Origin of the sequence: Psychromicrobium xiongbiense (assembly GCF_030271165.1) — a bacterium.
Classification (GTDB): Bacteria; Actinomycetota; Actinomycetes; order Actinomycetales; family Micrococcaceae; genus Renibacterium; species Renibacterium xiongbiense.
On record NZ_JASSZH010000021.1, the window covers coordinates 174,791 to 200,111 of the forward strand.

Consider the following 25,321-nt stretch of genomic DNA (forward strand, 5'->3'; position numbering starts at 1 on the left):
CGGGGCCAAAACCCAGTTTCTCATCTGTCCAGAGTATTGGCGACCTGCACTTTGAAGGCCTTCCCACGGCCCACCACGTAACCCCGGCCAGGAATGAACCGGTTGCCACGGATACGGCCCAAGGGGGTGTTCATCAGGGTATCTCCCTCAATATCACCGGGATTGAGCAGAACGCCACGGCGGCCCGACTTGAACAGACCTGCCAGATTCCAGGCGGCCGACCAGGTAGACGTCTCGGCCTCACCGACCACCCACTGCCCTGCCTTGACGGCCGCCTTGATCAAGGCGACCAGGTCCATTTCCGCCGGTGAATCCGTGAATTCAGTGACACCTTCGATAAAGAAGGCCACCCGATCTGCGGGTTCCTCGGTCAGCAGGGTCAGCCGCGCCAGCTCCGGCCCCACCAGGGCAGGCGTGGCATAGGCTTCGTCCCACACGCCCAGCGAGGCGATGGCGGACTTCCTGGCGCCGAGATAGACGCGCCGGGTTCCCGGGGATGACTTCCTGAGCGCCTCGGCCAGGGTGACGAGCGTCGTCGTGCGTCCTGATCCTGGCGGACCGGTGACCATCAGCGCACCGGAGGTGACCACCTGAGCCGGTTCCAGGTTGAAATCATCCACACCGATCACCACGGAGCCAGGCTGGCCCGTCGGGAGGACGTCAAGATCGATATTCTCCGGCAGCGCCAGAATGCCGGGTGCCTCAGGCACGCCTTGCCGACGCATGGATTCCGCCAGTTTCTCCACCTGCCGCGCCTGGAGAGCCAGGTTGGCATTTCCTCCGAAGACCGCGAGCTGGATCTCCTGCTTCTCCAGAAGGCCTCGCCCGGGCGGGGACGCCGGGCTCAGCACATCGCGCGGCACCCCCATGCTCAGGTAGTCATCGGTCGAGGCCATCCGGAGCACCAGTCGGCGCTGGATCGATGCGGCCAGCGACGGCGGCAGGGACTTGGGGCTGTCTCCAGCCACCACCACGTGAACGCCCAGGGGCCGGCCGTCCGTCGCGATCTGCTGCAGGGTTTCAAACTGGGTCATTCCGGGCTTGAACTCATACGCCTCACGGAACGCGCCCAGGCCATCGATCAGCAGAATGATCCGCGGCTCCTCCGGACGATTGGCCAACCGCCGGTATTCGGCGATGTTTCCGGCTTTGAAACGAGAGAAACTCTCGGTGCGCTGATCGACGATGTCGCGCAGGTAGCGCAACAGCCGCCCCACCCGCTCCTGATCATCGCCGGGCACAATGTCACCCACATGGGGCAGCTGCTCCAGCATCTGCAGACCGTTGGACCCGGCATCGATGCCATACACCTGCACCGGACCGCCACGCGGCGTGATGGCGGCGGCAATCGCAATGGTGCGCAGAGCCGCCGATTTTCCGGCCCCGGAAGCCCCCACGATGGCCATATTGCCATCCCGGTCCGGCTCGTAGAACACGGTGGGCTGGGCCTGGTGCGCCGGATCATCCATCACGCCCATCAACAGACGCTCATCGGTGCGCGGGTTCGGCAACCGGGAGAAATCGTAGGTGGTGGGCAGTTCTTCGAGCCACGGCTTCCGCGGCGCACCGATCTCCAGTTCCATGGACGCCAGAGACACATTGGTCACCACGCGTGCAATGTCGTTCGGCCCGGCATCGACCTCGGCAGGCGCCTGCTGAACCTCCTGCTCCCACTGGGGCCCGGAGCCGAAGTCCATCTCGACAATGTCGATCCGCGGGCGTTGCGGCACCCGGGTGGTCCAGCCACCCGCGTAGCCGGTTTGGAAGCCCTGAATCCGGCCCGGGCCGGTCTTGGCCGCACCACGGCCGGGAATCGACGGGCTGAAATACGCCGCCATCGGGTCCCCCAGGATGTCCCGGGAGTCGTCAACATCCGCCATCCTGAGCGCAATACGCATGTTCGTATTGGCGCGCAGATTGTCCCGGATCACACCGGCGGGTCGCTGGGTCGCCAGAATCAGGTGCAGACCCAGTGAACGTCCACGGGCTGCCACATCGACCACGCCGTCCACAAACTCCGGGACCTCCTTGGCGAGCGCGGCGAATTCGTCCACCACGATCACCAGGGAGGGTGGCGTCTCCGGATCCGCCTCGCGCTCCATGGCGAGCAGGTCCTTGGCCTTCTTCCGGTTGAGCAGGTGCTCGCGATAGTGCAGCTCCGCCCGCAGAGAGGTCAGCGCGCGCCGGACCAGGTGGGGTGAGAGATCGGTGACTAGGCCCACCGTGTGCGGAAGCTTCACACAGTCTGCGAAGGCAGCCCCGCCCTTGTAGTCCACAAACAGGAACGTCAGTCGATCTGGGCTGTACGCCGTCGCCATGCCAAGGACCCAGGACTGCAGAAACTCGGATTTACCGGCGCCGGTGGTGCCACCGACCAGCGCGTGGGGGCCTTCTGTCTTCAGGTCCAGATACATCGGTTCGATGCCCTTGGAGCCCACCAACGCCCGGAGCGATCCCTGATGCTTGCGGTTAGGCACCGCGCTGGAGGCAACAGAGTTGTTTTCCTTCCAGCGATCAGTAATCAGAGCCGTGCTCTCCACCATCTCCAGACCAGCGAGCGTCGCCCAGGAGACGGCCTGCGGGAGGTCCGAATCGTCATCGACAGGCTTTGATACGTCCACGACGGGTGAGAGCATCCTGGCCAGCTGCGTGGCCAGGCCCAGATCCAGGCTCTCGCAGCTCACCGGATAGGTCAGCTCCCCCAGCCTCACCTGCCCGGTGGTCGCACCGCTCATGCCGTCCACCTGCATGAAATCACGGCAGCTGGCGGGCAGCGCTGCCACGGAGGCAGCCAGCCACAGAACATGAATACCGAAGTCAGCGCCATACTCCGCCAGACGGGCCAGCCGGCCACGGTCAACCTTGGCATCATCTTCGACGATGACCAGTACGGTCGGCACCACGGGGTCCGGAACCTTCAGCTTCTCCCGATCCAGCGGTCCACGCAGGGCTGCGCTGTTGGCATTAAGCGATCCCCCGCGTTCCACCAGAAGGTCCTCCAGTTTGGAGAGCAGGATGCCGCCGGCCCCGGGCCCGGCCGCGAGGTGGTCACCCGCCAGCGGCGAATGCGGCGAACCCACGTGAGGAAGCCACTGCAGCCAGCTCCACCGGCCACGGGACTCCGCGCTGGTCAGCGCGGTCAGCACCAGTTCCGCGGGCGAATGCAGACCAACCGCCTGCAACACGACGCCACGGGCCACATCGTCGAGCACATCGCGCTGGCCTGCCAGACCAAAAGCGCCGCTGAGCCGCAGTGCCGAGGTCACCGGGACCGCGTCAATGTACAGATATTCTGCGTAGGTTTTCGCGATCAGTCGCTGGACGTCCGCCACCGTGTTGTTTCTGGCCGGCTCCTTCACCGGGATCCGGGAGGGCATCCGGCCCAGCCCGCAGCGCAGCTGGAGGAATCCGGGGTGCTCAGGGCGATGCGTCCACAGCAGCGGGCCGAGTTTATAGATGGCGTCCACCGTCTCGGCCACCGAGGGATTCTCCGCAATGCGCACCGCGCGCTCCCGCTGCTGCAGCTGACCCATCTGTTCCTGGAACACCTCGAGCGAGGCGTGGAACTGCTCGGTGGCCTGCTTGAGGTGTCGCTTCTGACTCATCCGCTGGTCAACATAGCTAGCCACCATCATGAGCGGCATCATGGCCATGAAGATTGCGCTCATCGGATTGCCGGTGAAGGCGAACATCATGCCGCCCATCATGAGCGGCGAAATCAGGATCAGATAGGGAAATCGCTGTGGTTGAACCCGCTGAGGCCCCTCCGGAATGTTCTGATCGGTGGGAGAGAACTGTGGGACAACGCGCGGTGAGCGGTTGAAATCCACCAGCGGGCCATTGCCGCTCATACTGTGCGAGGTTCCCAGCGAGACAACGGAAATCACGGTGTCGCCCAGGGTGATCTCATCATTGGGTCCCAGAACGGCACGGCCGATGGCCATGCCCTCCATGAGCAGGCCGTTGGCCGAGTTGGCATCCGCGATCTCGATGGAATCCCCCACGGTGATCCGGGCATGCCGCTTAGATGTCAGGGGGTCGGTCAGCCGGACCTCCGCATGACGATCACGGCCGATGTAGCTGGTCCCCACCGGCAGTGAGAATTCACGGCCGACGTCGGGCCCCGCGACCACGCGAAGCGTCGCCGCCGCAGGCCCACGGTTCTGCCCGGGCAGCGCAAACTGCTCGCTGACCTGTGCCAGGGAGATGGTGGAGCCCGGGCGCAGACCGGATTCGAGCAGGTTGGTGGCCGGGTCCAGGATCTGCCCGGTGATACCGCCACCGGCCATCGGGGCGTCATCGACCCTCAGTGACAGTGCCTCAGGCTGGCTGGCGCCGCGGCGGGCGGGATCAGCAGAAAACAGTTCTGCTGCAATGTCCCCTACCGTGGCCAGACCGTCGACCGTGACCGCAAGATCTTTGGCCGGCTCAGGGTCACGGCGCAGAGTGAGCCTAATTCTCATACCAGGGGGCCTCAGTCCTCGTCGATGTTTTTGATGCTTTCCAGCAGGGGCAGATCGTCTGCTGTGACCAGATGCGAGGTCACAGCATGTTCAACCAGCCGCGTCCGGCGGTTGGTGGCCAGTTTCCCGCCGCCGCCCCGGAGCCCGACGACGCCCACTCGGTCGAGTTTGTCGCAGACATTGTCCAGCTTGCGGTTGAACTTGGTCAGAGCCCAGCCAAGTCGTTGCGCCGCCTGAGCGGAGGTGGGGATGGACGCGAAACCGGTGCCATCACGTCGCAGCATCGGCTCGGCGAGGGCTACAATGAGCGCCTTCTGCGAGTCGGTGAAAATCACCGGTCCGATCGTCGTGGAGCCCACCGGCCCGGCATCGTTGCTCTGAAATTTGAACGCCGGCGTCTCCAGGCTGGCGGAGAGCTCATAGGTGGTGGGGCCTGCGGTGAACACGATGTTGGTCTGGCCGAAGACCAACGGAATCCGGGCTCCCGGTGCCAGCCAGGCCTGCATGCCGCCGGCCGCGTCCGCCACGGTGGCCGAAAGCATGGTCCCGGCATTCGTCAGCCACCAGATGCCGTCATAATGGGCGATCTGCAGAAACTGCCGGTGAAGATAAGGGTTGTCATCAATTTCCAGATCACCCTCGCGGCCGATGCTGAAAACACGGTCCTCGTCGGGTTCATACCATTCACCACAGAACTCAATGCTCAGTCCGGCCATGTTCCCTCCTCGCTTCTTCAGTCCTCCGATGAATCATTCCGTACGGCACTACTACTTCTGCACCGGGGCGCACTGGCGGTTCTCATCGCTTGCGCTGCCATCCTTGCGCACCAGCTTCACGGAAACACATGACTGACCCTGGGCATTGTTCTGCACGAAGATCGTGGTGGTATTGATGACCGTATAGTCTCCGGTTCCCAGAGCACTGGCAGAAGCCCATTGATAGCGGTCCCCGTCCTTCGGATCGGGGTTCGTCCAGGTCCACACCGTACCGGACTGGCCGATGTTCGGCGATCCGTCAGCTTTGGTGGCAGGTTTGAGGTCGGTGACCTTCGGGACCGTTCCAGGAATCAGTGCTGCCGGTGGCGGCGTCTGAGCGCCAGTGGACTGCGAGGAATGCGAGCTGGCACCCCCCTGGGCGGCGATGACCACGATGACCACCACAACGATCACCAGCACCAGGGCCGAGGCGATGACGGCAATCAGTTTTCCGGGTCCACGACGGGGCTGCTGGGCACCGTTCTGCCCCTGTGCCTCGGCCTGTGCCGCCTGCGGCATCGAACCGCGGGTGACCGTGTCGTCCAGAGGGTCCATCGCTCCCGGCTGAGCGTAGTGAGGCGTCCAACCCTGTGGCGCCGTCGTCAGCCCCTGTGCCCTGGCCGCGTTGAGACCCGGGACGTTGGAGATGCTGGGAGCACCCATCGGAGCAGGTGAGGTGCCCGTTCCGGGCGCTGCCCCCTGATAAGCCTCTGGGCCACGACCCGTGGTCTGGCCGGGGATCGTGTAATGATCGGTGCGCTGATGGGTGGAGAACGGGTCGGTGGTCTGCTCCGACCGTCCCGTCATCCCGAACTGACCCGACGAGCCGGTGTTCCGCCCCGTCTGATGCTCGGGGTCGATCGAGAGGATGCTGCGCACCCTGGTCTCGTCATCGCTGGAGGATCCTGCTGAAGGACTCCCCGGAGTATCCTCGCTCAGGACGTCATCCTGGACCTCAAAAGGTGTCAGCGAGAAACCCATCTCGTTCTGCACCCGGCGCAGCGCCCGCGCAAAGTCCTGTGCGGAGGCATACCGGGAAAGGGGCGATTTGGACATCGCGGTGGCCAGGACGAGTTCCAGGGATTCCGGTACATCAGCCCGGCCCAACGCGGGTAACGGGGAGTTACTGATCCGGGAGATCAAGGCCCGCTGAGAGTTGTCCGAGCCCGGCATCACAAAGGGCGAACGACCTGCCAGCAGGGTATAGAGCGTCGCACCGAGCGCCCAGACATCCACCCGGACGCCATCGCTGCCCCCGCCGGTGAAAGATTCCGGCGGCGACCAGGGGATCGACATTCCGGCGTCTTCGTCCGGCCCGGCGTCCATCGTGCCGGAAATGCCGAAGTCCGTCAGAGCGGGCCTGTTGTAATCGGTGACCAGAATGTTGGCGGGCTTGATGTCCCGGTGTGCTATACCAGCCCGATGGGCGGTTTCCACCGCGGAGGAGACCTGAATGCCGATCGCGAGCACCTCATCGACGCTGAATTTGGCACGTCGGTAACGCACATCGAGGCTAGGCCTCGAGCAGTACTCCATGGCGAGATAGGAGTGCCCACTCTCGGTGACCTCCGCCTCATAGATGGTCACGATATAAGGATGCGTCGAGAGCTGGGCCATCAGATTGGCCTCGGACTCGAATCGTCGACGGGCAGACTCCGTCTTCAGATCGGCAAAGAGTACCTTGACCGCCACCTTACGGCGTGGCCTGTCCTGCTCATACAGGAAAACATCGGAGAATCCACCGGAACCCAGCAGCGAAAGATAGCGGTAGCCGGGAATGTCCGGTGGTGCGGAGTGCTGTCTTTTACTGCTCACGGAAGGCCCTCGAAGCGCATTGAAAGGTTCTCACCCAGCTCCGCGATATCGCCATCCAGTAACAGCGCCTGTTCTCCCTGGCCCAGCCGCCGCGGAGCCTGACCCTGGCGCACCAAGACGGTACCATTGGTCGCTTTGAGATCCACCAAGGTCACTTCCCATCCCTCGATCCGGATCTCCACATGAGACCGGGAGATATCCCCGGCCTCGCTGAGCACCTGGACCAGACGCGGAACGCCGTGGCCCTGTACCCGGGAGACGGAGGGCTGCCGGCCCACGATGATCGAGCGGTCCAGGGCGAAGACCTCACCGGTGGAGAGTCTCACCTGGCCCAGAGAGGGACGTGGTGCCATGACGGCCTCCCCCATCACCGGAAGCCCGCAGACAGTGCAACGCGGTGAGCTGGGCGGGTTGGGATGGCCGGAGGCGCAGAGCCTGGCCAGGACCATCGGTACGCCCGGCTGCTGCTCCACGCGCGGAGCCGAGGGGGCGTTCGATGCCGACGCAGAACCCAGCGGAAGTTCGCTGCGGGCCACCGTGTGTCCGTCGTGGTCCACCGCCTCTTGCTCCGCCGGAGAGTAGTTCGCGGTGCCGAGATCATCGGAAGCGGGATCGACAACAGCGCGGTCCGGTGCCTCCGGGGTCCGCCAGGGCACCGAATCGATCAGTCCCGAAGGCGAAGGGGCAGACGATGACGGAAGAGGAGAAGGAGTCGGGAGCGTCGGCATCGGCGGCGATGCCGGTACGACAGCGGGGTGCTGCACCGGAGGTGGTGTCTGCGGCGCGCTGGTAGCCGGGGCCACCATCGGAGCGGGCGGAACCTCGGCGCCCCGCGCAGGCTCCACGCCTTCCACCGAACGGATGGCCGCATCCTCAATGGACCGTGAGACCGTGCGGTCCCACAGATGGTCATAGCTTCCTGTGGCCTCGAGGACTTCCGCCGGGAACAGATCGTCAGGCTCAGCTTCGGGCGCCGGGGGTGCCTGCACTGCTGGTGTGTGTTCCGGCCGCTCCGGCTCAGCAGGAACAGGCTCCGCAGGAACAGGCTCCGCGGCGGGCAGCAACGGCTCCTCCGCCTCAGGCAGGTCCTGGCTACTGAGCGTGCGGCTCAGATCCGGCGCGGCGGATTCCACCGCGGCGGGTGCCCATTGCAATGAAAGGCGGGACAGCAGGACCACGCCCTCACCCAACGGCATATCGATCGAGCCGCCACGGGGTTCAGCCAGTTCCAGAATCCACGGTGTGTCCAGCGACAAAGCCCGTTCGCTCCAGGTGGTGACGTCCCGCCCGGAGACCAGCGGGGCATCGCCATCGGCCGCACGTAGCGTCATATCCCCCCGGAGCACCACGCGCCCCTGATCCGCCCAGGAGATCAGGCCAAAAGGCGGCATGCCGGTCAGTTCGGTGCCGAAGCTGGCAGTCACCCGATTGAGTACCTCATGAACCGGGGGTGCGTCCTGGAGGAAGTCCCAGAGCTCCGCCATGGCTGCCGGAAGGGTGTTCTGGCTGAGGATGACGACGGTGGTACCGCGGACGATGCCGAGCCAGGATCCGCTACGGTAGGCGATCTGGCTCATGACGGTCCTCTTCTGCATCGGCGTGCTCAGGCGGTGCTGTGTGAAGCTGATCGAAAGCAGGAACTTCACTTCCCAACAGCTCACTCGCGAGGTCCAGAATATCGCGGCTTTCTCCTGATGGAGGATTTTCGTCGGAAGCAATCGCTTCCGTGACATCCTCCCCCGCCAAATCTGGACGCGGATCGAGCCGCGGCAACGTATCGGTGTCTGCATCGGGTCGGGGTGCGGTGGTCCGCAGCAGAGCTTCTTCAGAGGTGTTCACCGAGTCCACAAGATCGACCACAATCGCGGTCACATTATCTCGCCCCCCGGATCGCAATGCCGCCTGGACCAGCGCATCCACCGCGGCCTGCGGCTCACCGAGCGTGGAGAGAATCCGGAAGATATGGGAATCCGAGAGCTCCCCGGTCAGCCCGTCGGAGCAGACCAGATAGCGATCCCCGTTCTCCGCCGGGATCAACCAGTAGTCGGCCTCGGCATCATCGCCCGTGCCCAGTGCCCGGGTGACCACATGCCGCCGCGGATGAACCAGCGCCTGCTGCTCCGTGATGTACCCCGCGTCCACCAATTCCTGGACCTCCGAATGGTCCACGCTGACCTGCTGCAGATGCCCCTGATGCAGGCGATACGTTCTCGAATCACCCACGTTGAAAATGAGCCAGCACAACATGCCACCCTCTTCCACCAGCACCACGCCGGTGGCCGTAGTGCCCGCCCGGGAATCCGTCAGTTCCCGAATCCTGGCGTCGGCAGCAGCCAGTGCCGTCTGGACGTCGATTGCATGAGCGGACCGGGAACCGGGAGCCAGCCCCTCCGCGGTGGACAGTGCCTGGATGCATACGCTTGACGCTACTTCCCCGGCCTCATGCCCACCCATGCCATCGGCAACGGCAAAGAGCGGATCGAGTGCCACGAAGGAGTCCTCGTTGAGTTCGCGACGCAGACCCCGATCACTGAGTGCTCCTACGGCCAGACGGATCTGCCGCGCCGCCTTGCCATCCGCTCTTGCGGTCTGCCCGGTCGTCGTGGGGGGCGAGCTGGGGTGCGGGGGTACGGACGAGGGTGTTGCATCGACGTCGGCCGGAAAGTCGTTCACGGGCGGCCCACTGTCAGGGTGCGGTCGCCAAAGCGCACCACCACCCCGGGGCGGGCAAGCAACGGTTCCCCGGAATGAAGTCTGGTCTTCTGGCCTTCTGATGTCACAAGGGCACTGCCATTCGTCGAACCACGATCGGTCACCCACACTCCGTCAGGACTCGCCACCAGGTGCAGATGGGTCTTGGAGATCGATCTGCTCTGGTCCTGCACATCGATCAGCTGGTCAATCATTTCTCCATCGTAGCCAGCCGGATTGCGTCCGATCAGCACCGTGCCACGAATATCCATGATTCGGCCGTCATCGAAGCTCAATCGGTAGACCGGAGGCTGGGCCGGAGCAGCAGGTGCTGGCGGTTCAGGCTGAACAGCGTGCCCCCCTGCGCCGGGCCGCGCCCGCACCTGGGTTTTCTCCAGCTCAGCGTCCATGAACCCTGGCGCAGCTGATACCGGGGGCGCAAAACTGGCCACCGGAGGGGGCGGAGCTGGCTGGACGAAGTGATTCTGCACGCCGGGAGGCTGGTGCTGTTCCGGGGCCGATGACGCTCTGTTCGCGGCCGTCCGGCTCACCGGTGCGGGGGCCTGCTGCTGGCCACTCTGCGGGGTGGGAGTCGGCGGAATCGAAAGCACCTGGGGTCGCGCTGCAGGGTGGGTGTAGGGCGGCTGCGGCTCAGCTCCCGAGGATGGCGCCATCGGAGACAGTGCTACAGCGGGCTGATAGTGGGAGACCTGATACTGCGCTGGCGGTCGGGATACTGGCGGCTGCGGCCCGGCTTGCTGTTGCGCCGCCCGCGGTGGAGTCTGGGGCGCCGCACCGGCAACCGGAGAATTCACCGGCATCATGGTCGGCAGGGGCGCATCAGCCTGGCGCGTCGCCGGGATCACCCCACCAGTGGTCACCGGGTTACGACCGGTCTTCACAGTGAAGACAAGGGTGTGGGCGGCCTTGTCATGCCAACCCTGTTTGCGGTCGTTGCGATCCCAGAGATTGGAGATCATCACCACCACTCCGCCGATCACAGCAATCCCGAAGGCGATGGCGATCAGCAGGTTGCGCACCAGAATGGCCAGCAGACCGGGTGCGAGGCCCTGGACCGAGGTGGTGCGGATGCCCACCATGGCGTTCCCCAGGGTGTTTCCCGTTTTCGCCTCCCAGAACCAGAGCGCCACCCAGTACAACAGACTCAGCAGGGCCGCACCACCGCCCCAGAGGTACAGGCCCAGCGGGTTGATCTCCACCACCTGCCAGTCCACTCTGGTCCGCACGATGGTGAGCATTCCGACGATCAACCCAGCCGTGCACAACAGCGTGGGCAGAACGTAGTCGACGAGCTTGGCCACCAGGCGTCTTCCCGCCGATGCCGTCACCAGATCAGGCAGATCGAGGTCCACCCCGGTCGGATCGGCCCGTGGCGCTACCAGCGGTGCCCGCTGAAAGGGTGTCACCGGCACGATGCCGGGAAGTTGAAGCTGACGCCCCGACTGATCATCGGAGTCCGCACCCCGCTGACCGTCGCTGCGCTGACCGCTGCCGTTCTGACCAGTATTGTCGCTGCCGGAGGCCTGGCGTACCGCCCTGTTGTACACGGCAGCGCCGCAGAGGGTACAGAAGGAGGCTCCGGCCACGAGTTGCGCCCCGCAGTTCCTGCACGTGGCCACCGGGCTCATCGTCGTTCCTTCCGCCTGCTTCTGGTGTTCCTCTGTGGGGTTTTCCCTTGCGGACCATCATGCTTCCTGCTCCCCTCCGGGGACAACCGGGCCGCAGCACGGCGGCTCAGGGCTGCTGAAGCCTCCCGTAGCAACGATCGCGGCGAGTACCGGGCCCGGAACCGAGGCCAGCGCCCCAGCGAGGAGGTGATCGCCTGCAGCGAGCTGTCCACCTCCTGCCAGAAGGCTGCCACCTCGGCTTCGGAAGGCTGGCCCGCACCGAAGATGGCGGCATCGGCCCTGCTGGCAAGCGCCGTCGTGGTGGCCCCCGGCACCGGGAACGCCTCCTGCAGCGTCTGCGCGGACTCCTTGCGGGTGGCCCGCTGGTTGACGGGGACGCCCAGGTCGATCGCCAGGGACAGCATCTCGTTCCAGCCACCACCCACCCGGCTGGCAGGATCGCCCGTCTGGGAACGCTGCGTCCGGCGTCGCCGTTTGAAGAAAACAATCAGCAGGAAGGGCAGCAGCACAGTGGCGACCGGAATCAGCGCCAGCCCCACGGTGCCCAGGATCTGCCAGAGCACGGCCCAGAAGTCCTTGCCCTTTTTGTTGTCATCCAGCGGATCCGGTGTGGAATCCGGCGGCAGGTCCGCACGCTCCTGCGGCGGGGGGGGCGGCTGGAGCACCTGCGGCTTGGGCGAGGAGGCATTCTGCGGCTCCGGCGGACTGGGCACGTGGTCCTTGTCCGGGGTGGGATCGAAGGGCACCCAGCCGAAGCCCTGGAAATTGACCTCCACCCAGGCATGAACGTCGCCGCCCGTGATCGGCGCGCTCGAGGCTCCGTTGAGCGGACTCTTGGAATCCGGGTAGAAACCCATCACGACGCGCGCCGGAATGCCGATCTGTCGGGCCATCAGGGCCAGCGTCACCGCGTACTGTTCGTCATTGCCCCCCAGCTCCTTGGCGGTGAGGAAGCTGGAGATGCGCCCGGCGCCGTGTCCCGGAAGGCTGACCACCTGGGGCGGAATACCCGTGGTGTACTTGCCGGCGGTCCGGAAGTAGTCGGTCAGAGCCTTGATCTTGTCATAGGGAGTGGTGGCATTGCCGACGATCGTGTTCGCCTTGGTGGCGATGATCTGCGGCACGTTGTCCAGCTTGGGCAGGCCCGTCTCCGCCAGGCTGGCGGTGGCCAGCTGTTTCGGGTCCACGGTGGGCGGGAAGGCCACCGCCACCTGGTATTTATCGCCCTGGGCAAAACCATCCAGCTTCACCGCCGTATCCGATTCCCGGTTGAGATACAGCGTGCCGACGTTGCCGTTCGCCGGAGTGTACTGAATGCTGCGCGCCACCCGGGCGCTCGGCAGATACACCCCGTTGTACTTCTGAATGGTGAAGGTGAGCAGGCTGCTCTGACCGTTGAGCGCAGCACTGTCCAGCGCGCGCGGATCACCCACCGGGGCAAAGGCACCGGAGCTGTTCGGATCGACGTTGAAGACGATGCCGTCGTAGCTGTCCATCGCGGCCAGACGCACGCGCCCATCCCGCGGGAGGCCAGCGACATCGAAGAGCACGGTCTTCTCGTCCGTGCCCAGATCTTTGCGGAAGGAGGTCAGCGGAGAAGGCAGATCCTTCGGATCCAACGGCGGCACCACGACGTCGCGGAGCACCGAGCGACCATCCGCCGGAGCGAACAGCGAGATTCCTGCGAAGGAGCCCGCGCCGACCAGCACGACCACCAGCGCACCAGCCAGCAACCGGCTGTTCTGCGTGGAGCGGTTGACCAGTTGGTCCGCTCCCGCCTGATTGCTCAGCAACGCCACCGAGGATCGACGCCGGGCCAGTTCCCGACGGAAGGCCAGCCAGGCGAGAGCCACCAGGGCCAGAACGGTGCCTCGCAGCACCGGGAAGTAGCCCACCGAGGTGCCGAAAATAATGCTGACCAGGAAGAACGCCAGCACAGGGATCATGGCCCAGGTGGCGGAGCGGAGCCGCCAGGCCAGAGTTCCGGCGAACACTCCGGCAATCAACGCGGCCAGATACGGGACCACCAGCATGTCCACCGAGGTTCCTACCGGGGCGGCGACCGTGAGCAGCTGCTTCCAGCCGAACACCACGCCCAGCAGCAGGCCCTTCAGCGAGGAACCGGTGGGCAGCACCGCAAGGAAAGCCTCCCGCGGTGCGGCAAGGGCGCTACCGAAGAGCAGGTAGACCAGCACGAAACTCGCGGTGAGCACGATGACGCCCAGCCGCCATCGTGCCCCAACGTAGGCCAGTGCCAGCCCGAGGGCCGCCCCGCCCAGCCCGGCGAGCAGGTAGGCCGGATCGCCACCGAACGTCGGCGCGAAGCCGAGTACCCCCAGGGCCAACAGGAGGAACAGCACGCCGGCATCGAGCGCGATCTGCCAGGGACGCGCCTGGGAACCCCATGCCTGAGCAGCCCGGGCCTGAGAACGAGTGGTGGTGGCGCTCATGCGATGGCCTTGCGCAAAATGGATCCTAAATCGTTGAGATCGCCCACGGTCAGCACCGTGAGATCCGCAATGTTGTTCCGTCGCGGCTGCTCCCCCAGGCTGCAGCGGATCGCGAAGCAGCGGATGCCGGGCGCGATGGCGGCGGAGGCTGCGCGCAGCTGAGCCGCCGTGACATGGGTTCCGACGACAATAAACACCACGGAAGCACCGGGAACGGCGTCGGCCACTGTGCGGACCAGGTCCACCGAATTCGGCAGGTTGGCCGCACCGACAATCCTGGTCAGATCATCAAGCACGCGCCGGGCGGAGGAATCGTGCAGTGGTCCGCGCTGGTCGTGCAGGCTCAGCTCCCGTTGCTCGCGTTTGGCCTGGATCGCGATCGAACCTGCCACCGAGATGGCCAGTTCCAGTTCGTCATCGTGGGCGTATTCGCTGGTGTTGATGCTCAGCGCGATGGCGATGTGCGCCCGCCGGGTTTCCTCGAACTGACGCACCATCAAAGTGTTGGTGCGGGCGGTGGTCTTCCAATGGATATGCCTGCGGTCGTCTCCGGCAACATAGTCGCGCAGCGCGTGGAAGGAAACATCCGCATTGGACAGCTCCGAACTCGGCAGACCCTCCAAGTCCTTAAGGAAGCCGGCGGCGGAGCCAGCCAGTGGCACGGTGCGCGGGTGCACGTAGAGGTCGGTGGCGTCCGTCCATTTGACCTGGCGACGCAGCACATGGAAGGGATCGGCACGTACCGAGCGCACCGGGCCGACCACGATGACGGCACGGCGGGCGGTCGGAATGGCAAAAAGATCCTCATGCAATTGCGCCGGTCTGAGCCGCGGCAGGTGGAAAGCGGCGAGGTTCTCCCCCACCGGGAGTTCCAGGGTGGCTGGCAGCAGTGGCCGGGCCGAGGTGTTGGTCACCGTGACGCTGCCCACGGCCTGGTCCCCCACCGCGACGCGGGTCAGCGCGAGATCCAGGGTCACCCCGTAGGCGGAACGGCCCAGGATGAAGGCCACGGCGACCACGAGCACGAGGGTGCCCACCAGGGCTGCGGCCAGTGCCTCCTGCCAGTGGAATACCGCTCCGAGCACCCAGAGCAGGACGACGACGGCGAGCACCACCCAGCCGAGCGCTGAGACCGGCCCGAACACCGGACCCAGAACCCTGCGCAACCAACCGCCAACCGTCCTGAGCAGTGGCCCGATCAGCAGGACCAGGACGCGACGGAGCTCCACCCACAATGAGACGGGGTGCAACCGGGTCGGGGAACCGTTCCGGCTGAAAGGTTGACGCAGGGTTGCGCGGACGGAACCCAGGAGCGAGCCAGATGCCACGGCAGGCCTAGCTGCGTTGCTGCGGGGCAGCGACGTCGGCGAGCACCCGTCGCAGCACCACCTCGGGGGTGGCACCGGCAAACTCGGCTTCAGGATCCATCACCAGTCGATGGGTCCAGACGACGGGAGCGAGCTCTTTCACATCGTCCGGCAGAACGTAGTTGCGGCCCTGTGCTGCAGCCCAGACCTTGGCGGCACGCACCATGGCGAGGGCACCACGGACGCTGACACCCAGGCGGGTCTCCGCCGCGTTGCGCGTCTCCTCGCAGAGCCGGGAGATGTAATCCAGTACCGCATTGTCCACGTGGTTGGTGGCGGCAAGATCGGTCATATCCGCCACTGCCGAGGTGGTGATGATCGGCTGCAGGGTGGAGGTCCGGTCACGCTGGGTGGCGCCTGCCAGCAGCTGAACCGTGGAGGCGTGGTCCGGGTAACCGATGGAGGTTTTGATCAGGAAGCGGTCCAATTGTGCCTCGGGCAGGCGGTAGGTGCCCGCTTGCTCGATCGGGTTCTGGGTGGCCAGCACCATGAACGGCTTGCCCGCTTCATAGGTCACGCCATCCACGGTGACCCGGGATTCTTCCATGACCTCCAGCAGCGCTGACTGGGTCTTCGGCGAGGCGCGGTTGATCTCATCTGCCAGCACGATCGTGGCGAAGATCGGCCCCTTGTGGAACTCGAACTTCTGGCTGCGCTGATCGTAGATCGTCACACCGGTCACGTCAGAGGGCAGCAGGTCCGGTGTGAACTGGATACGGGAGTTGGTGCCCTGCACCGTGGCGGAGAGTGCCCTGGCCAGCATGGTCTTACCGGTCCCCGGCGCGTCCTCAAACAACACATGCCCCTCGGCCAACAGCGCCGTGAAGGTCAGGCGGACCACCTGGGTCTTGCCCAGGACGGCCTGGCCCACGTTGCCCACCAATTTCTCAAAGGTGGCAGCAAACCAACCGGCTTGTTCGACGGACATGGTCATGACGTGTGTTCTCGCTTCTGTGTAGGGGTATGAGGTTGAGAGTGTGCCTGGATCAGCAATAGAGCGGCCCATTAGATGACACGTCTCGGGACGTCACCCACCGTCCGGCAAGGGTACCGTCCGGAATGTGATACCAGCCGCTGGTACCCCATGGGCTGCCGCACTTGTCGGCATGGGCAGTTCCGCCGGCGGGGAACCAGGGCCACGGTGGATTGGCTCCGCCCGACACTCCCTGGCAAGTGGTGTTGGAGGCGTTCCAAGCACCACCGCCATCGGGCTCGCTGCAGGTATTGCCATTCCACTTGGGGCCGGGGTTGTTGATGGTCGTGTACTGGGGCGGGGGCGGTCCACCACCGTTCGCTGTTGCCGAAGCAGGCGGAGCCGTTTGCGTTCCGATCGAATTGGTATTGCGCACCAGGACGGTGTGCGACTGGTTGTAGGTTCCACACACCTTGGTGTTGCTGGTGGCCCCGGTCGACTGCCAGCTGGCTCCACCATTACTGCTGAATTCCGTCTTCGCAATGTCTGCGTTTCCGGGTGCAGTCCAGCTGAAGTAGGCGCAAGGATCTCCCGCACCGCCCTGGCTGCCGCTGACCGCAGGAGTTCCAGGCTGACCGTACGGAGTCACCTGGTTGGAGGGGCCGGAGGCATCACCTGCGGAGCCATAGGCCGACGACTTGGCGTAGATCGTCGCCGTGGTGGCCTGACCGTTGACTGCGGAGACGTTGGCCGGGCTCGTGGTCACCTGGACCGGGTTTCCACCGTTGACACTGACCCAGTAGCTCATTTCGTTGGGACTGGAGCCGTTCAGAGCCGTACCGCTCAGCGGCTGCCAGGTCACCGCGATCTGGCGCCCAGCACCACCGATATTCGCTGGCGCGATGTTGGGTGGAGCCATCTGCCCGGGCTTGCTGACCGAACGCATCGGCGCGGACGGTGCGCTGGTCGGCGAATCGCCCGCCTTGTTGGTCGCCTTCACCGCAAACTGATACGGCGTCGTCGAGTTCGGCAGTTCCACCGTGGCATTGGTCGCGGTGAGCGGACCGATGGTTTGCACAGAGCTACCACCCTGCAGAACGTACAGCGTGTACTTGAGCTGGTTATCGCCGTTGCCATTGGGCGCGGTCCAGTTCACCGCCACGGTGTTCTTACCGGCCACCGCACTGGTGTTATTGGCGGTGGGCGCCGTCGGCTGGGCCGGAACACCCGCAGGCGTCTCCGCCACCGAGTAGGGGCTCCAGGCGGACGGATCTGGCGCGGTGTTCAGCGCGCGCACCCGGAAGGTGTACGCCGTGCCATTGCTCAGTCCGGTCCAGACCAGGCTGTTCCCGCTCACGCCGCTGCGCTGCGGGTTCTGACCCGCCGGGGCCGGAGAGATCTCGACATCGAACTTGGTCACCGGGGTGTAGTCACCGCTCGGGGTGCTCCAGGTGACCGTGATCTGCTGGTCACCGAACTTCGCTCCCGGCGCCGGGGGCGCATCCGGGGCCCGGTTAGGCGTGGCCGGAGCAGAGGCGGGCGATGCCGGAGAATCACCGACGGCATTGGTGGCCACCACGGTAAAGGTGTAGGCGGTTCCGTTGGTCAGACCGGTGATCTGGCAGGTGTTCGCGGGGCACTGTTGGCTGCCACCGGCGTAACTGACCTTGTACCCGGTGATCGGTGAGCCGTTGTCCGAGGAGGGTGCCCAGTTCAGCAGCACCGAATGATCCTTCACTTCGACCACCCGTGGGGTGTTCGGCGCATCGGGCTTTCCCTTGATGTTCATCTGGATCCGCGCGGTTGCCCGGCGGGTTACATCCCCCGTCGCATCCTGGACGGTGTAACGAACCACGGCGGCACCCTTGAAGTTTTCATCCGACTTCACGTCCACACGATCACCATTGATGGCGGCCGTGATCGCGGAACCACCCGCCTCCACCGTGACGTCGACCAGCTTGAGCGGCGTCTCCGGGAACGGGTTCACATCATTGGAGAGCACATCAACGGTCACAGTGCGCCCTGCCAGGGCGTCGGGCACCACATCATCATTCGCCACGGGCAGCGGCTTATCGGTGGCCTCTGCCACCACCGTGATGGCGGCCTTGACGTCCGGGTTGTGGCCATCGTTGACCTTGACCCCCACCGAGCCATTGGCACCGGCCTGGACGTCGCCCTTGACCTTGACCTTGAGCGTCGATCCGTCCAGGCTCACGTCGAAGTCTTTGGGCATATCGCCATCGAGCGAGAATTTGAGCGGATCGTTCTCCGGGTCCTGAGCCAGGGTGGAGAGATCCAGCGTCGCTTCCTTGCCCTTGGGCACCTGGAGGCTGGATCCGGCCATCTGCGGCGAGCGGTTCCGCGAGGGGTCCGGTTTGACGTCAACCATGACGGTCAGCGTGGATTTCAGGCCCTCCGGGTCGGTCGGGCTGGTGCCATCAGTGACCTCGAAGGTGATGGAGCCCTTGCCGAAGAAGTCCGGGTTGGCATTGTAGACAATGCTGGTTCCGTTGCCGCTGGCGGAGTTGTCCGACGGCGCACCGATCAGCGAAATCCGGTCTGCCTGGGTCAACCGGGGAGAACGCCCGGAGCGCACCTTGACGTACTCGTTGAGGTCCAGGGTGACGCTCTGGCCGGCCACGACCTGCAGCGGATCCGTCTTCTGCAGCACAGGGTGCATCTGCGTCAGGCCCGGCACCCAGACGATGGCGGTGCCCTGCAGGCCGTCCACATCCGTCACCGTGTAGGGGATCATCTGCGGTGCGTCGGTCAGGGTGACGTGCATCGTGCGGTCGCCGGTGATGCTGGCGGTTGGGTGCCCGTCGCGGATGGCGATCTTCAGATCGTCCGTGGTGCCGTCAGGATCCTCATCGTTTTTGAGAATCGGAACATCCACTGCGGTCTTACCCAGGGTTTCCTGTTCCGTGACATGGTCGTCACGGGCGATAGGTGCCTTGAGCGGAGCATCGGCAGTGACCGTCATCCGGATGTTCGCCTGAGCCGTGGCTTTGCCATCGCTCAAGGTGTATCCCATGGTGTAGACACCCGGCTTGGTGGGTGAGGTGAGCACCACGCGGCCCTGGGCATCGACCTCGGGAGCCATCTCGGAGGGGCCGTTGAAACCATCCTTGACCACATGCAGGCTGTCGCCGTCGGGGTCGGAGTCATTGAGCAGCACATCCAGCGCCACCTTGCGGCCGGGCCGCATCGACACGACATCGTCGTTGCCTACCGGAGGGTGGTTAACCAGTTGCAGGCCTGCCACACCCACCCGGACGCTGGCCGTTCCTTCAGCGCCGAAGCGATCCCGCACCCGGTAGGTGAAGGTATCAGTACCCGAAGAGCTGGAGGCCGCCGTGTACTGGATGAAGTTACTGGAGATCAGTGCTGTGCCGAGAGTTGGCGCCTTGTCGATGCCGACCAGCTGCACCGAGTCACCGTCCGGGTCGATCCCGCTCAGCGGCACCTGGATATTGGTGCTGGAACCGGCGATCACATGACCCACCAGGGCCTTGGGTGTCGGCGCCTGGTTATGGGCAGGATCCGCAGGCAGCACGTGAATCGTGATGTTGGCCGAGGCCTTCTGCCCGGCCGCATTGGTCACCGAGTAGATACCCGTGTACGTTCCGGGAACATTGCCCGCCAGGAAACGCAACTGATCCTGATCCGCGAACAAGGTCCCCGCATCGGCCGGAAGTCCCGGGTTCGGCACCACTGCCGGCGATTTGAGCGGCTGTCCATTGGGATCGATGTCATTGGCCAGGACCGGGATGTCCACCACATCGTTGGCGCGCACCGTGGCCTCGTCCGGATTGACGATCGGCGGCAGCAGGGTGGATGAGGGCAGCAGCGGAATCACCGAAATGTGACCCGTGGAAGTGCCGAACGCATTCGCCACGGTGTAGGTGACGTCGATGGCGCCCCGAAGCCCCTGGGTGTCGGTCAGCTTCACGACGCCGTGATCCAGCACGGAGACCGAGATCGGGGCACCTGAGGGCGCAGTGGCCGAACGGACCACCAGGACGCCGCCCGCCGGGTCGGTATCGTTCCCCAGAACGTCCACCAGCACGCTGCCGCCGCTGGGCAGCAAGGCCAGGTCCTTGACCGCGATCGGCGGGCTCTTGGTGTCCGGTTCCACCACATCGACCCGGATCAGGCCCATGGCACTCTGCGGGCCGTTACTCACCTGATAGGTCAGGTACACCGGACCGGGGTTCTTCGGGGTCACGGTGAAGGTGTTGTCCTCCGCGATATCGGAGCGGTCGATGGCGGGGTTCTGCTCCACGCTGGCCAGACGCAGACCCTTCCCAGAGGGGTCGATATCGTTTTTCAGCGGCGCAACCGTCACCGGCTGGCCCACCACGGCTCGCACGAAGTCGGCATTGGCTATGGGCGGTGAACTCGCCGGTGCCTTCACGTTGATCTTGATCTGCTTCTGGACCGGGGCGCTGCCATCGGAGACCGAGATGGTCATGGTCTTGATACCAGGCGTGGTGCTCTGGTCGCGGTAGGTCAGATCCCCGGCCGGCGTGGTGGTGATCTGCGCTGATTTGTCGTCAGAGACCGCATTGGTGAGGAAGATATCGTCGCCATCGGGGTCGCGCCAGTCGGTGAGCAGATTCTGAGTCAGCGTCTGGCCCTGCTCGATCACCAGAGTGGTGTCACGCAGCATAGCCGGCGGGCTGTTCTGGCCTTCCGGGATGACATGCAGGGTGACCGTGGCGGTGGCTTCACCGCCACGGCCGTCCATGGCGGTGTACGTGAAGGTGTCACTGGTGATCGAGGTGTTGGCCGGGATGGTGATCTGAAGCCCGGTGCCGCCGTAGACGGTCTCCACCGTGCCGATTTTGGGCTGGCTGGACGGGGGCCGGACGGTGAGCACATCGCCGTCCGGGTCCGAGTCATTGAACAGGACAGGCAACAGGGTGGTCCTGCCGGCGCGGACGCCGAAGTCATCGGGCACCGCATTCGGTGGGCGGTTGGGCTTGGTCCGGTCCGGAAGAGTGTTCACGAAGTTCGGATCGGCCGAGTCCTTCTGCGAATCGGGGCTATTCTTCGTCTGGGTCTGCAGATCCTGCCAGTTATTGACGATCACCATGTTCTGGTTGACCAGCCAGACGATGCCGCTGTTCACGTCATTGAGCACCACGGCGTCGCGGTTCTGCCGCAACACCAGCACCGCACCCGCTGAGGCCGTCGGTACATCCTGCACCGAGTTGTCCTGGCCCTTGCAGTAGCGGACATATTTATTGGCCCCGGACCAGGCCATGTGCACGCAGCCCTGCTGCTGAATCGGGGCTGCCGGGGTACCGGAAGCATGCGGATCGAAGTATTCCTGGCCCGAACCGTCCAGCGGCTGCCAGATCAGGCCTTTGCCGGTGCCGATGGCCACATGATCGCCGTCCGCACTGTGCTGCTGCAGTTGCGCACCCTTGGTGCTCGCCGCATCGAGCTGGACGGTCTTGCCGCCGGGCAGATACACCTTGCCGCTGCCTTCATCCAGCACCACTGGTTTATTGCCCACCACGGTGATCTGCACCTTGGATTCGGTGCTCAGGCCGGAGAGCTTCTCGGTCTTCCTGGCGGACACTGCGCCATTGGCATCGGTGGTCAGCGTGGTCAGCTCACCGGTCACCCCGCTGACCACGTACACCGTGTCATCGAGGCCCACCACGACCGCCGGGTTGGCAAGCCCTTCGAGCGCGGCCTTGCTGTTCTTCTCGTCGAAGGAGCTTGCCGTATTAGCCGTGAGGACCCACACCTTGGACTGGCGCGCATCGGAGAGAGCCAGAATGTTGGTGCCCAGCTCCGCCTGCTTGCCTCCGCCCAGTTTCGCCTCAGGCTGCAGGACCATTGCGGGGACGTCCACCGGGGAGAGCACCGAGCCGGCATCGTTGTCCATGAAGACCTGACTCGCCTGCTGGAGCACATCAAAGCCGCTGGTCGTTGCGGAGAATCCGCCGTCAAGGATTCTGGACTGCACGTTGAGGTGGCCCACCAGGCTCTTTGAGCGGTTGGTAACCCAGACAGAACCGTCGTTGAGATTCACGTCCGTCGTCTTGAAACCGGGGTAGATGACGGCTGCGGCCACCAGCGCACCCGCCAGAAGGGTCACCACGCCGCCGGCAAGATAGCGAGATTTGCTCTTCAGTCGTCTCGTAATGCCAGTCAGTGCCATAGTTCGGTGCCCCCGGGCTCCTGGTTGAGGAGCAGTCAATGTGTGGTTCGTGCGTATCGGCAGGGTGACCATGAGGTCATGGCGGCGAGGAATCTTCCCCGGACAGCCCTAATCCCACCCGATGGATTTAGCCTTGTCCAGTGTGCCATTCCGTCCACCGGGGATGCAATGGGGACTCCTCCCCATGGCAGCCTGAGAGGGAAGTCCCCTGAACGCAACTCGCGGGCGGTTCAGTCGACGACGAGCCCCAGGCCCTGCCCTCGGAACAACTGCACGGGGCGGACCGGGCCAAACCCACGAATTTCCTGCTCCGGCTGCGGTTCAAAGATGTACCGCACATCTCCGGCAAGTGCGCTGGCGGTCAATTCATCGACCAGCACCGCTCCCGGATCGGCGAGCGCGGTCAACCGTGCCGCCAGATTGACCGTCGGTCCGTAAATGTCGCCCAGCCGGGACAGAATCCTTCCCCACACCATGGACACCCGCGCCTGGGGCAGGATCTCATCCGCCGTGAAGGCTTCCGCCAGGGCCAGCGAAATCTCAGCCCCCGCCACCGGCGTCTCCGCCGTATAGAGAACCTCGTCCCCCACCGTTTTGATCAGCCGCCCGCCGCCCACCGAGATGATCTCTGCGCAGCGGTTCTCAAACCGCTGCACCAGTTGCGCCAGGGTCTTTTCATTCATCCGACGGGAGAGCGAAGTGTAACTGACCAGGTCAGCAAAGCCGACGGCGCGGGCCAAGGGCAGCGGGGCGTCATCTTCATCCCCTTCACGACCCGCCTCGCTGGCCAGCAGACCGGATCCCGCACGCACGGCCATCCGCTGCACGCCGGCAGCCATCTGCCGCCGCCAGGCATAGACCAGCATCTCCTGGAGCGGATCGATCAGCTCGGGTAGAGCTGTGACCAGCTCCTCACGGGCCTGCGCATCGCTGACACCTCGTTGGGCCACCAATTCCTCCACCATGGCCTCGACCTGCCAGACGACAATCCGATCGGTCATCTGTCCGACCGCGCGGGTCAGCGAAATGGCGGCTTCCTCGGTCAGCTTGCCGTTGCGCACCAGGTCAATGATCCGGGTCAGAGCCTCCTGATCCGCTTCGGTGAAGGCGCGGTCGTCATCGCCGATGTTGGGGAAGCCCAAGGCACGCCACAGTTTGCGGGCGGAGAGCAACGACACTCCCGCACCAGCAGCAACCTCGCGCCGGTGCAGAGTTCGCTCCCCGCCCAGAAGCTGACTTTCCAGGGACCGCACTGCCTGGCGGACGGAAGCGGATACTGCCTCGTCGTCCGGGATGAGCTCGCCCAGCGTCGGAGCGGCAATTTCCAGCTCATCGCCCGTCATCGACACCGGTCCCCTTCCAGTTCAGCATTCGTATCCCGGGTTGTGCCTCGCCGGAGGCAGCCGCCACGGAATCCAACCAGGCTGAATGCGGAAGGGCTTCCATGGCGGTCAAAATCAAGTGCCGGAAGGTCTTGATCTCGGGCACATCCGGGAGCACCACTGAGGAATCAAGACCCGCATACAAGGTTACCGTTCCCGAACGCAGCAGGCGCCCGAGCACGCCCTGATGCACTGTGACATTACTGAGCGAGGCCAGGGGAACATCATGCTCCTGACGGCGGAGCATTCCCCTCCGGATCAGGAGTCGCCGCGAGGTGAGAACGTAGAGAGTTCCGCGCCAGCGCAGGTAACGACGGACGGGGTACGCCAGCAGGACGATGCCGGCCAGCACCAGGATGGCGAGACTCAGCGGCCCACGGTACTGCTGCCAGCTCGGATCCCAGCGCCCCCGCACCGTCCAGGCGAGAAGTGCGCCAGCCACGGTGAAGATCACGATGGTCCAGATGGCCGGCCAGAACAGGGAACGTGCCTGCGGGCTGGTCCGGACCAGAACCTGTTCGCCCGGAAGCAACGCCCTATGCATAACTGCCCGTCGCACCGGGGCTTCTGCGCAGGTGAACGACATCGGCCGCAGAGACCGTGTGCTCTACACCCTGGGCGTCGATCAACAGCAGTGCCCCCTGGGCATCAAGACCGCTTGCGGTGCCATAGATCAGGCGGCCGCCGGGAAGTTCGGCACGGACCTGCTGGCCCAGGGTGTGGAGCAAGGACGCGACCACTGCATGAAGCACAGGTTCCCCGAGCGGCCCCGGCGCCAGAATGTTCCCGCAGCGGGCCTCGAAATCCGCCACCAGGGCACAGACCCGTCGAACATAGGCGATGAGCAGCGATTCCCGATCCACCCGCCCGCCGGCGAGCAGCACCGAGGTCGCGGTGGGCACTGGAAGTTCCTCGGCCGACTGGGAGACGTTGATGCCCGTGCCGATGATGACCTGGGCGGTGGGCCCGGGCGATACCAGCCGTAGCAGGATACCGGCAATCTTCAGGGCTGCACCGTCCTGCTGTGGCACCACGACGTCGTTGGGCCATTTGATCCGCGCACCCACATCGAACTCCTCAAGGGCGCGGCAGAGTGCGACGGCGCTCAGCAGACTGAGCCAGCCGAGAGCAGCATCCGGGATTCCTGAGGGGCGCAGGAAAAGGCTGGCAGCCAGCGAGGATCCGAGGGGCGCGCTCCAGCTACGGCCCAGACGGCCCTTGCCGCTGAGTTGCTCCTCGGCAGTGAGCAGGTTCGGAGCAGGCCATCCGGGGCCTAGTGCCGCCAGATCGTCATTGGTCGATCCCGTTGCCACCACTCCCTCGAGGCGTTGCAACGGTCCTGCTGGTTCCAGCAGTGCCCCCCGTAAGCGCCCGAGGTCAAGGGCTCGCCGAGCATCGGCATCGGCGTCGTCCCGGGGGGTTTCCATAGCGCCAATCCTAGCGAAGGCCGGGTTCCGGCTCACGGCTGCCCGGTATCGTCGCCGCGGTGTCGGGTTGCGGAAGCCGGGGCTGATCGACACCATGAGATCTGCCGCTTTTTGTAGAGTGTCTACACTGGCAGCCCTCCCGGAGCTGGTTAGACTGGCAGGAGATTTAGAGGAAACAGCTAAAAATGACAGTTTCCAGCCGACACCTTGTCTGAAACTTTGATGATCCGG

General features: G+C 64.8%; 13 protein-coding genes. All 13 read right to left on the minus strand.

Annotated features, from left to right (window positions below; translation table 11 throughout):
* Positions 1-20: 20 nt before the first annotated feature.
* Positions 21-4,463 (minus strand): FtsK/SpoIIIE domain-containing protein, encoded by a 4,443-nt coding sequence (locus QQM37_RS08795; RefSeq protein ID WP_285726598.1) that lies wholly within the window; start codon positions 4,461-4,463, stop codon positions 21-23.
* A gap of 11 nt (positions 4,464-4,474) precedes the next feature.
* Positions 4,475-5,179: an FHA domain-containing protein gene (locus QQM37_RS08800; RefSeq protein ID WP_285726600.1), complete on the minus strand. Its 705-nt coding sequence runs from the start codon at positions 5,177-5,179 to the stop codon at positions 4,475-4,477.
* 51 nt (positions 5,180-5,230) lie between these two features.
* Complete coding sequence (locus QQM37_RS08805; protein WP_285726602.1) at positions 5,231-7,033, minus strand: serine/threonine-protein kinase; 1,803 nt, start codon at positions 7,031-7,033, stop codon at positions 5,231-5,233.
* Entirely contained in the window at positions 7,030-8,610 is a 1,581-nt protein-coding gene (locus tag QQM37_RS08810) for an FHA domain-containing protein (RefSeq protein WP_285726604.1), read from the minus strand. The genes QQM37_RS08805 and QQM37_RS08810 overlap by 4 nt, the downstream gene beginning before the upstream one ends.
* Positions 8,588-9,706, minus strand: a complete 1,119-nt coding sequence (locus QQM37_RS08815) for a PP2C family protein-serine/threonine phosphatase (protein ID WP_420030144.1) — start codon at positions 9,704-9,706, stop codon at positions 8,588-8,590. Before QQM37_RS08815 ends, QQM37_RS08810 begins: the two co-directional genes overlap by 23 nt.
* Positions 9,703-11,373 carry an RDD family protein gene (locus QQM37_RS08820; protein ID WP_285726606.1) on the minus strand — a complete coding sequence of 557 codons (1,671 nt, stop codon included), beginning with the start codon at positions 11,371-11,373 and terminating at the stop codon, positions 9,703-9,705. The genes QQM37_RS08815 and QQM37_RS08820 overlap by 4 nt, the downstream gene beginning before the upstream one ends.
* Positions 11,370-13,823, minus strand: coding sequence for a transglutaminase-like domain-containing protein (locus QQM37_RS08825; RefSeq protein WP_285726607.1), 2,454 nt, complete (start codon positions 13,821-13,823; stop codon positions 11,370-11,372). The genes QQM37_RS08820 and QQM37_RS08825 overlap by 4 nt, the downstream gene beginning before the upstream one ends.
* Complete coding sequence (locus tag QQM37_RS08830) at positions 13,820-15,151, minus strand: DUF58 domain-containing protein (RefSeq protein WP_285726610.1); 1,332 nt, start codon at positions 15,149-15,151, stop codon at positions 13,820-13,822. Before QQM37_RS08830 ends, QQM37_RS08825 begins: the two co-directional genes overlap by 4 nt.
* A gap of 7 nt (positions 15,152-15,158) precedes the next feature.
* Positions 15,159-16,124: an AAA family ATPase gene (locus QQM37_RS08835; RefSeq protein ID WP_285726612.1), complete on the minus strand. Its 966-nt coding sequence runs from the start codon at positions 16,122-16,124 to the stop codon at positions 15,159-15,161.
* A gap of 52 nt (positions 16,125-16,176) precedes the next feature.
* Positions 16,177-22,281, minus strand: a complete 6,105-nt coding sequence (locus tag QQM37_RS08840; RefSeq protein WP_285726614.1) for an Ig-like domain-containing protein — start codon at positions 22,279-22,281, stop codon at positions 16,177-16,179.
* A gap of 230 nt (positions 22,282-22,511) precedes the next feature.
* Positions 22,512-23,624 carry an adenylate/guanylate cyclase domain-containing protein gene (locus QQM37_RS08845; RefSeq protein ID WP_285726616.1) on the minus strand — a complete coding sequence of 371 codons (1,113 nt, stop codon included), beginning with the start codon at positions 23,622-23,624 and terminating at the stop codon, positions 22,512-22,514.
* Positions 23,611-24,222, minus strand: a complete 612-nt coding sequence (locus QQM37_RS08850) for a PH domain-containing protein (protein ID WP_285726618.1) — start codon at positions 24,220-24,222, stop codon at positions 23,611-23,613. The genes QQM37_RS08845 and QQM37_RS08850 overlap by 14 nt, the downstream gene beginning before the upstream one ends.
* Positions 24,200-25,090 carry a biotin--[acetyl-CoA-carboxylase] ligase gene (locus tag QQM37_RS08855; protein WP_285726620.1) on the minus strand — a complete coding sequence of 297 codons (891 nt, stop codon included), beginning with the start codon at positions 25,088-25,090 and terminating at the stop codon, positions 24,200-24,202. Before QQM37_RS08855 ends, QQM37_RS08850 begins: the two co-directional genes overlap by 23 nt.
* Positions 25,091-25,321 lie beyond the last annotated feature (231 nt).

What these genes read in the sequence shown, in the direction of transcription:
- QQM37_RS08825 (WP_285726607.1), bottom strand. Translation starts at nt 13,823, where the DNA reads ATGAGCGCCACCACCACTCGTTCTCAGGCCCGGGCTGCTCAGGCATGG.
- QQM37_RS08855 (WP_285726620.1), bottom strand. Translation starts at nt 25,090, where the DNA reads ATGGAAACCCCCCGGGACGACGCCGATGCCGATGCTCGGCGAGCCCTT.
- QQM37_RS08840 (WP_285726614.1), bottom strand. Translation starts at nt 22,281, where the DNA reads ATGGCACTGACTGGCATTACGAGACGACTGAAGAGCAAATCTCGCTAT.
- QQM37_RS08800 (WP_285726600.1), bottom strand. Translation starts at nt 5,179, where the DNA reads ATGGCCGGACTGAGCATTGAGTTCTGTGGTGAATGGTATGAACCCGAC.
- QQM37_RS08835 (WP_285726612.1), bottom strand. Translation starts at nt 16,124, where the DNA reads ATGACCATGTCCGTCGAACAAGCCGGTTGGTTTGCTGCCACCTTTGAG.
- QQM37_RS08810 (WP_285726604.1), bottom strand. Translation starts at nt 8,610, where the DNA reads ATGAGCCAGATCGCCTACCGTAGCGGATCCTGGCTCGGCATCGTCCGC.
- QQM37_RS08845 (WP_285726616.1), bottom strand. Translation starts at nt 23,624, where the DNA reads ATGACGGGCGATGAGCTGGAAATTGCCGCTCCGACGCTGGGCGAGCTC.
- QQM37_RS08795 (WP_285726598.1), bottom strand. Translation starts at nt 4,463, where the DNA reads ATGAGAATTAGGCTCACTCTGCGCCGTGACCCTGAGCCGGCCAAAGAT.
- QQM37_RS08820 (WP_285726606.1), bottom strand. Translation starts at nt 11,373, where the DNA reads ATGAGCCCGGTGGCCACGTGCAGGAACTGCGGGGCGCAACTCGTGGCC.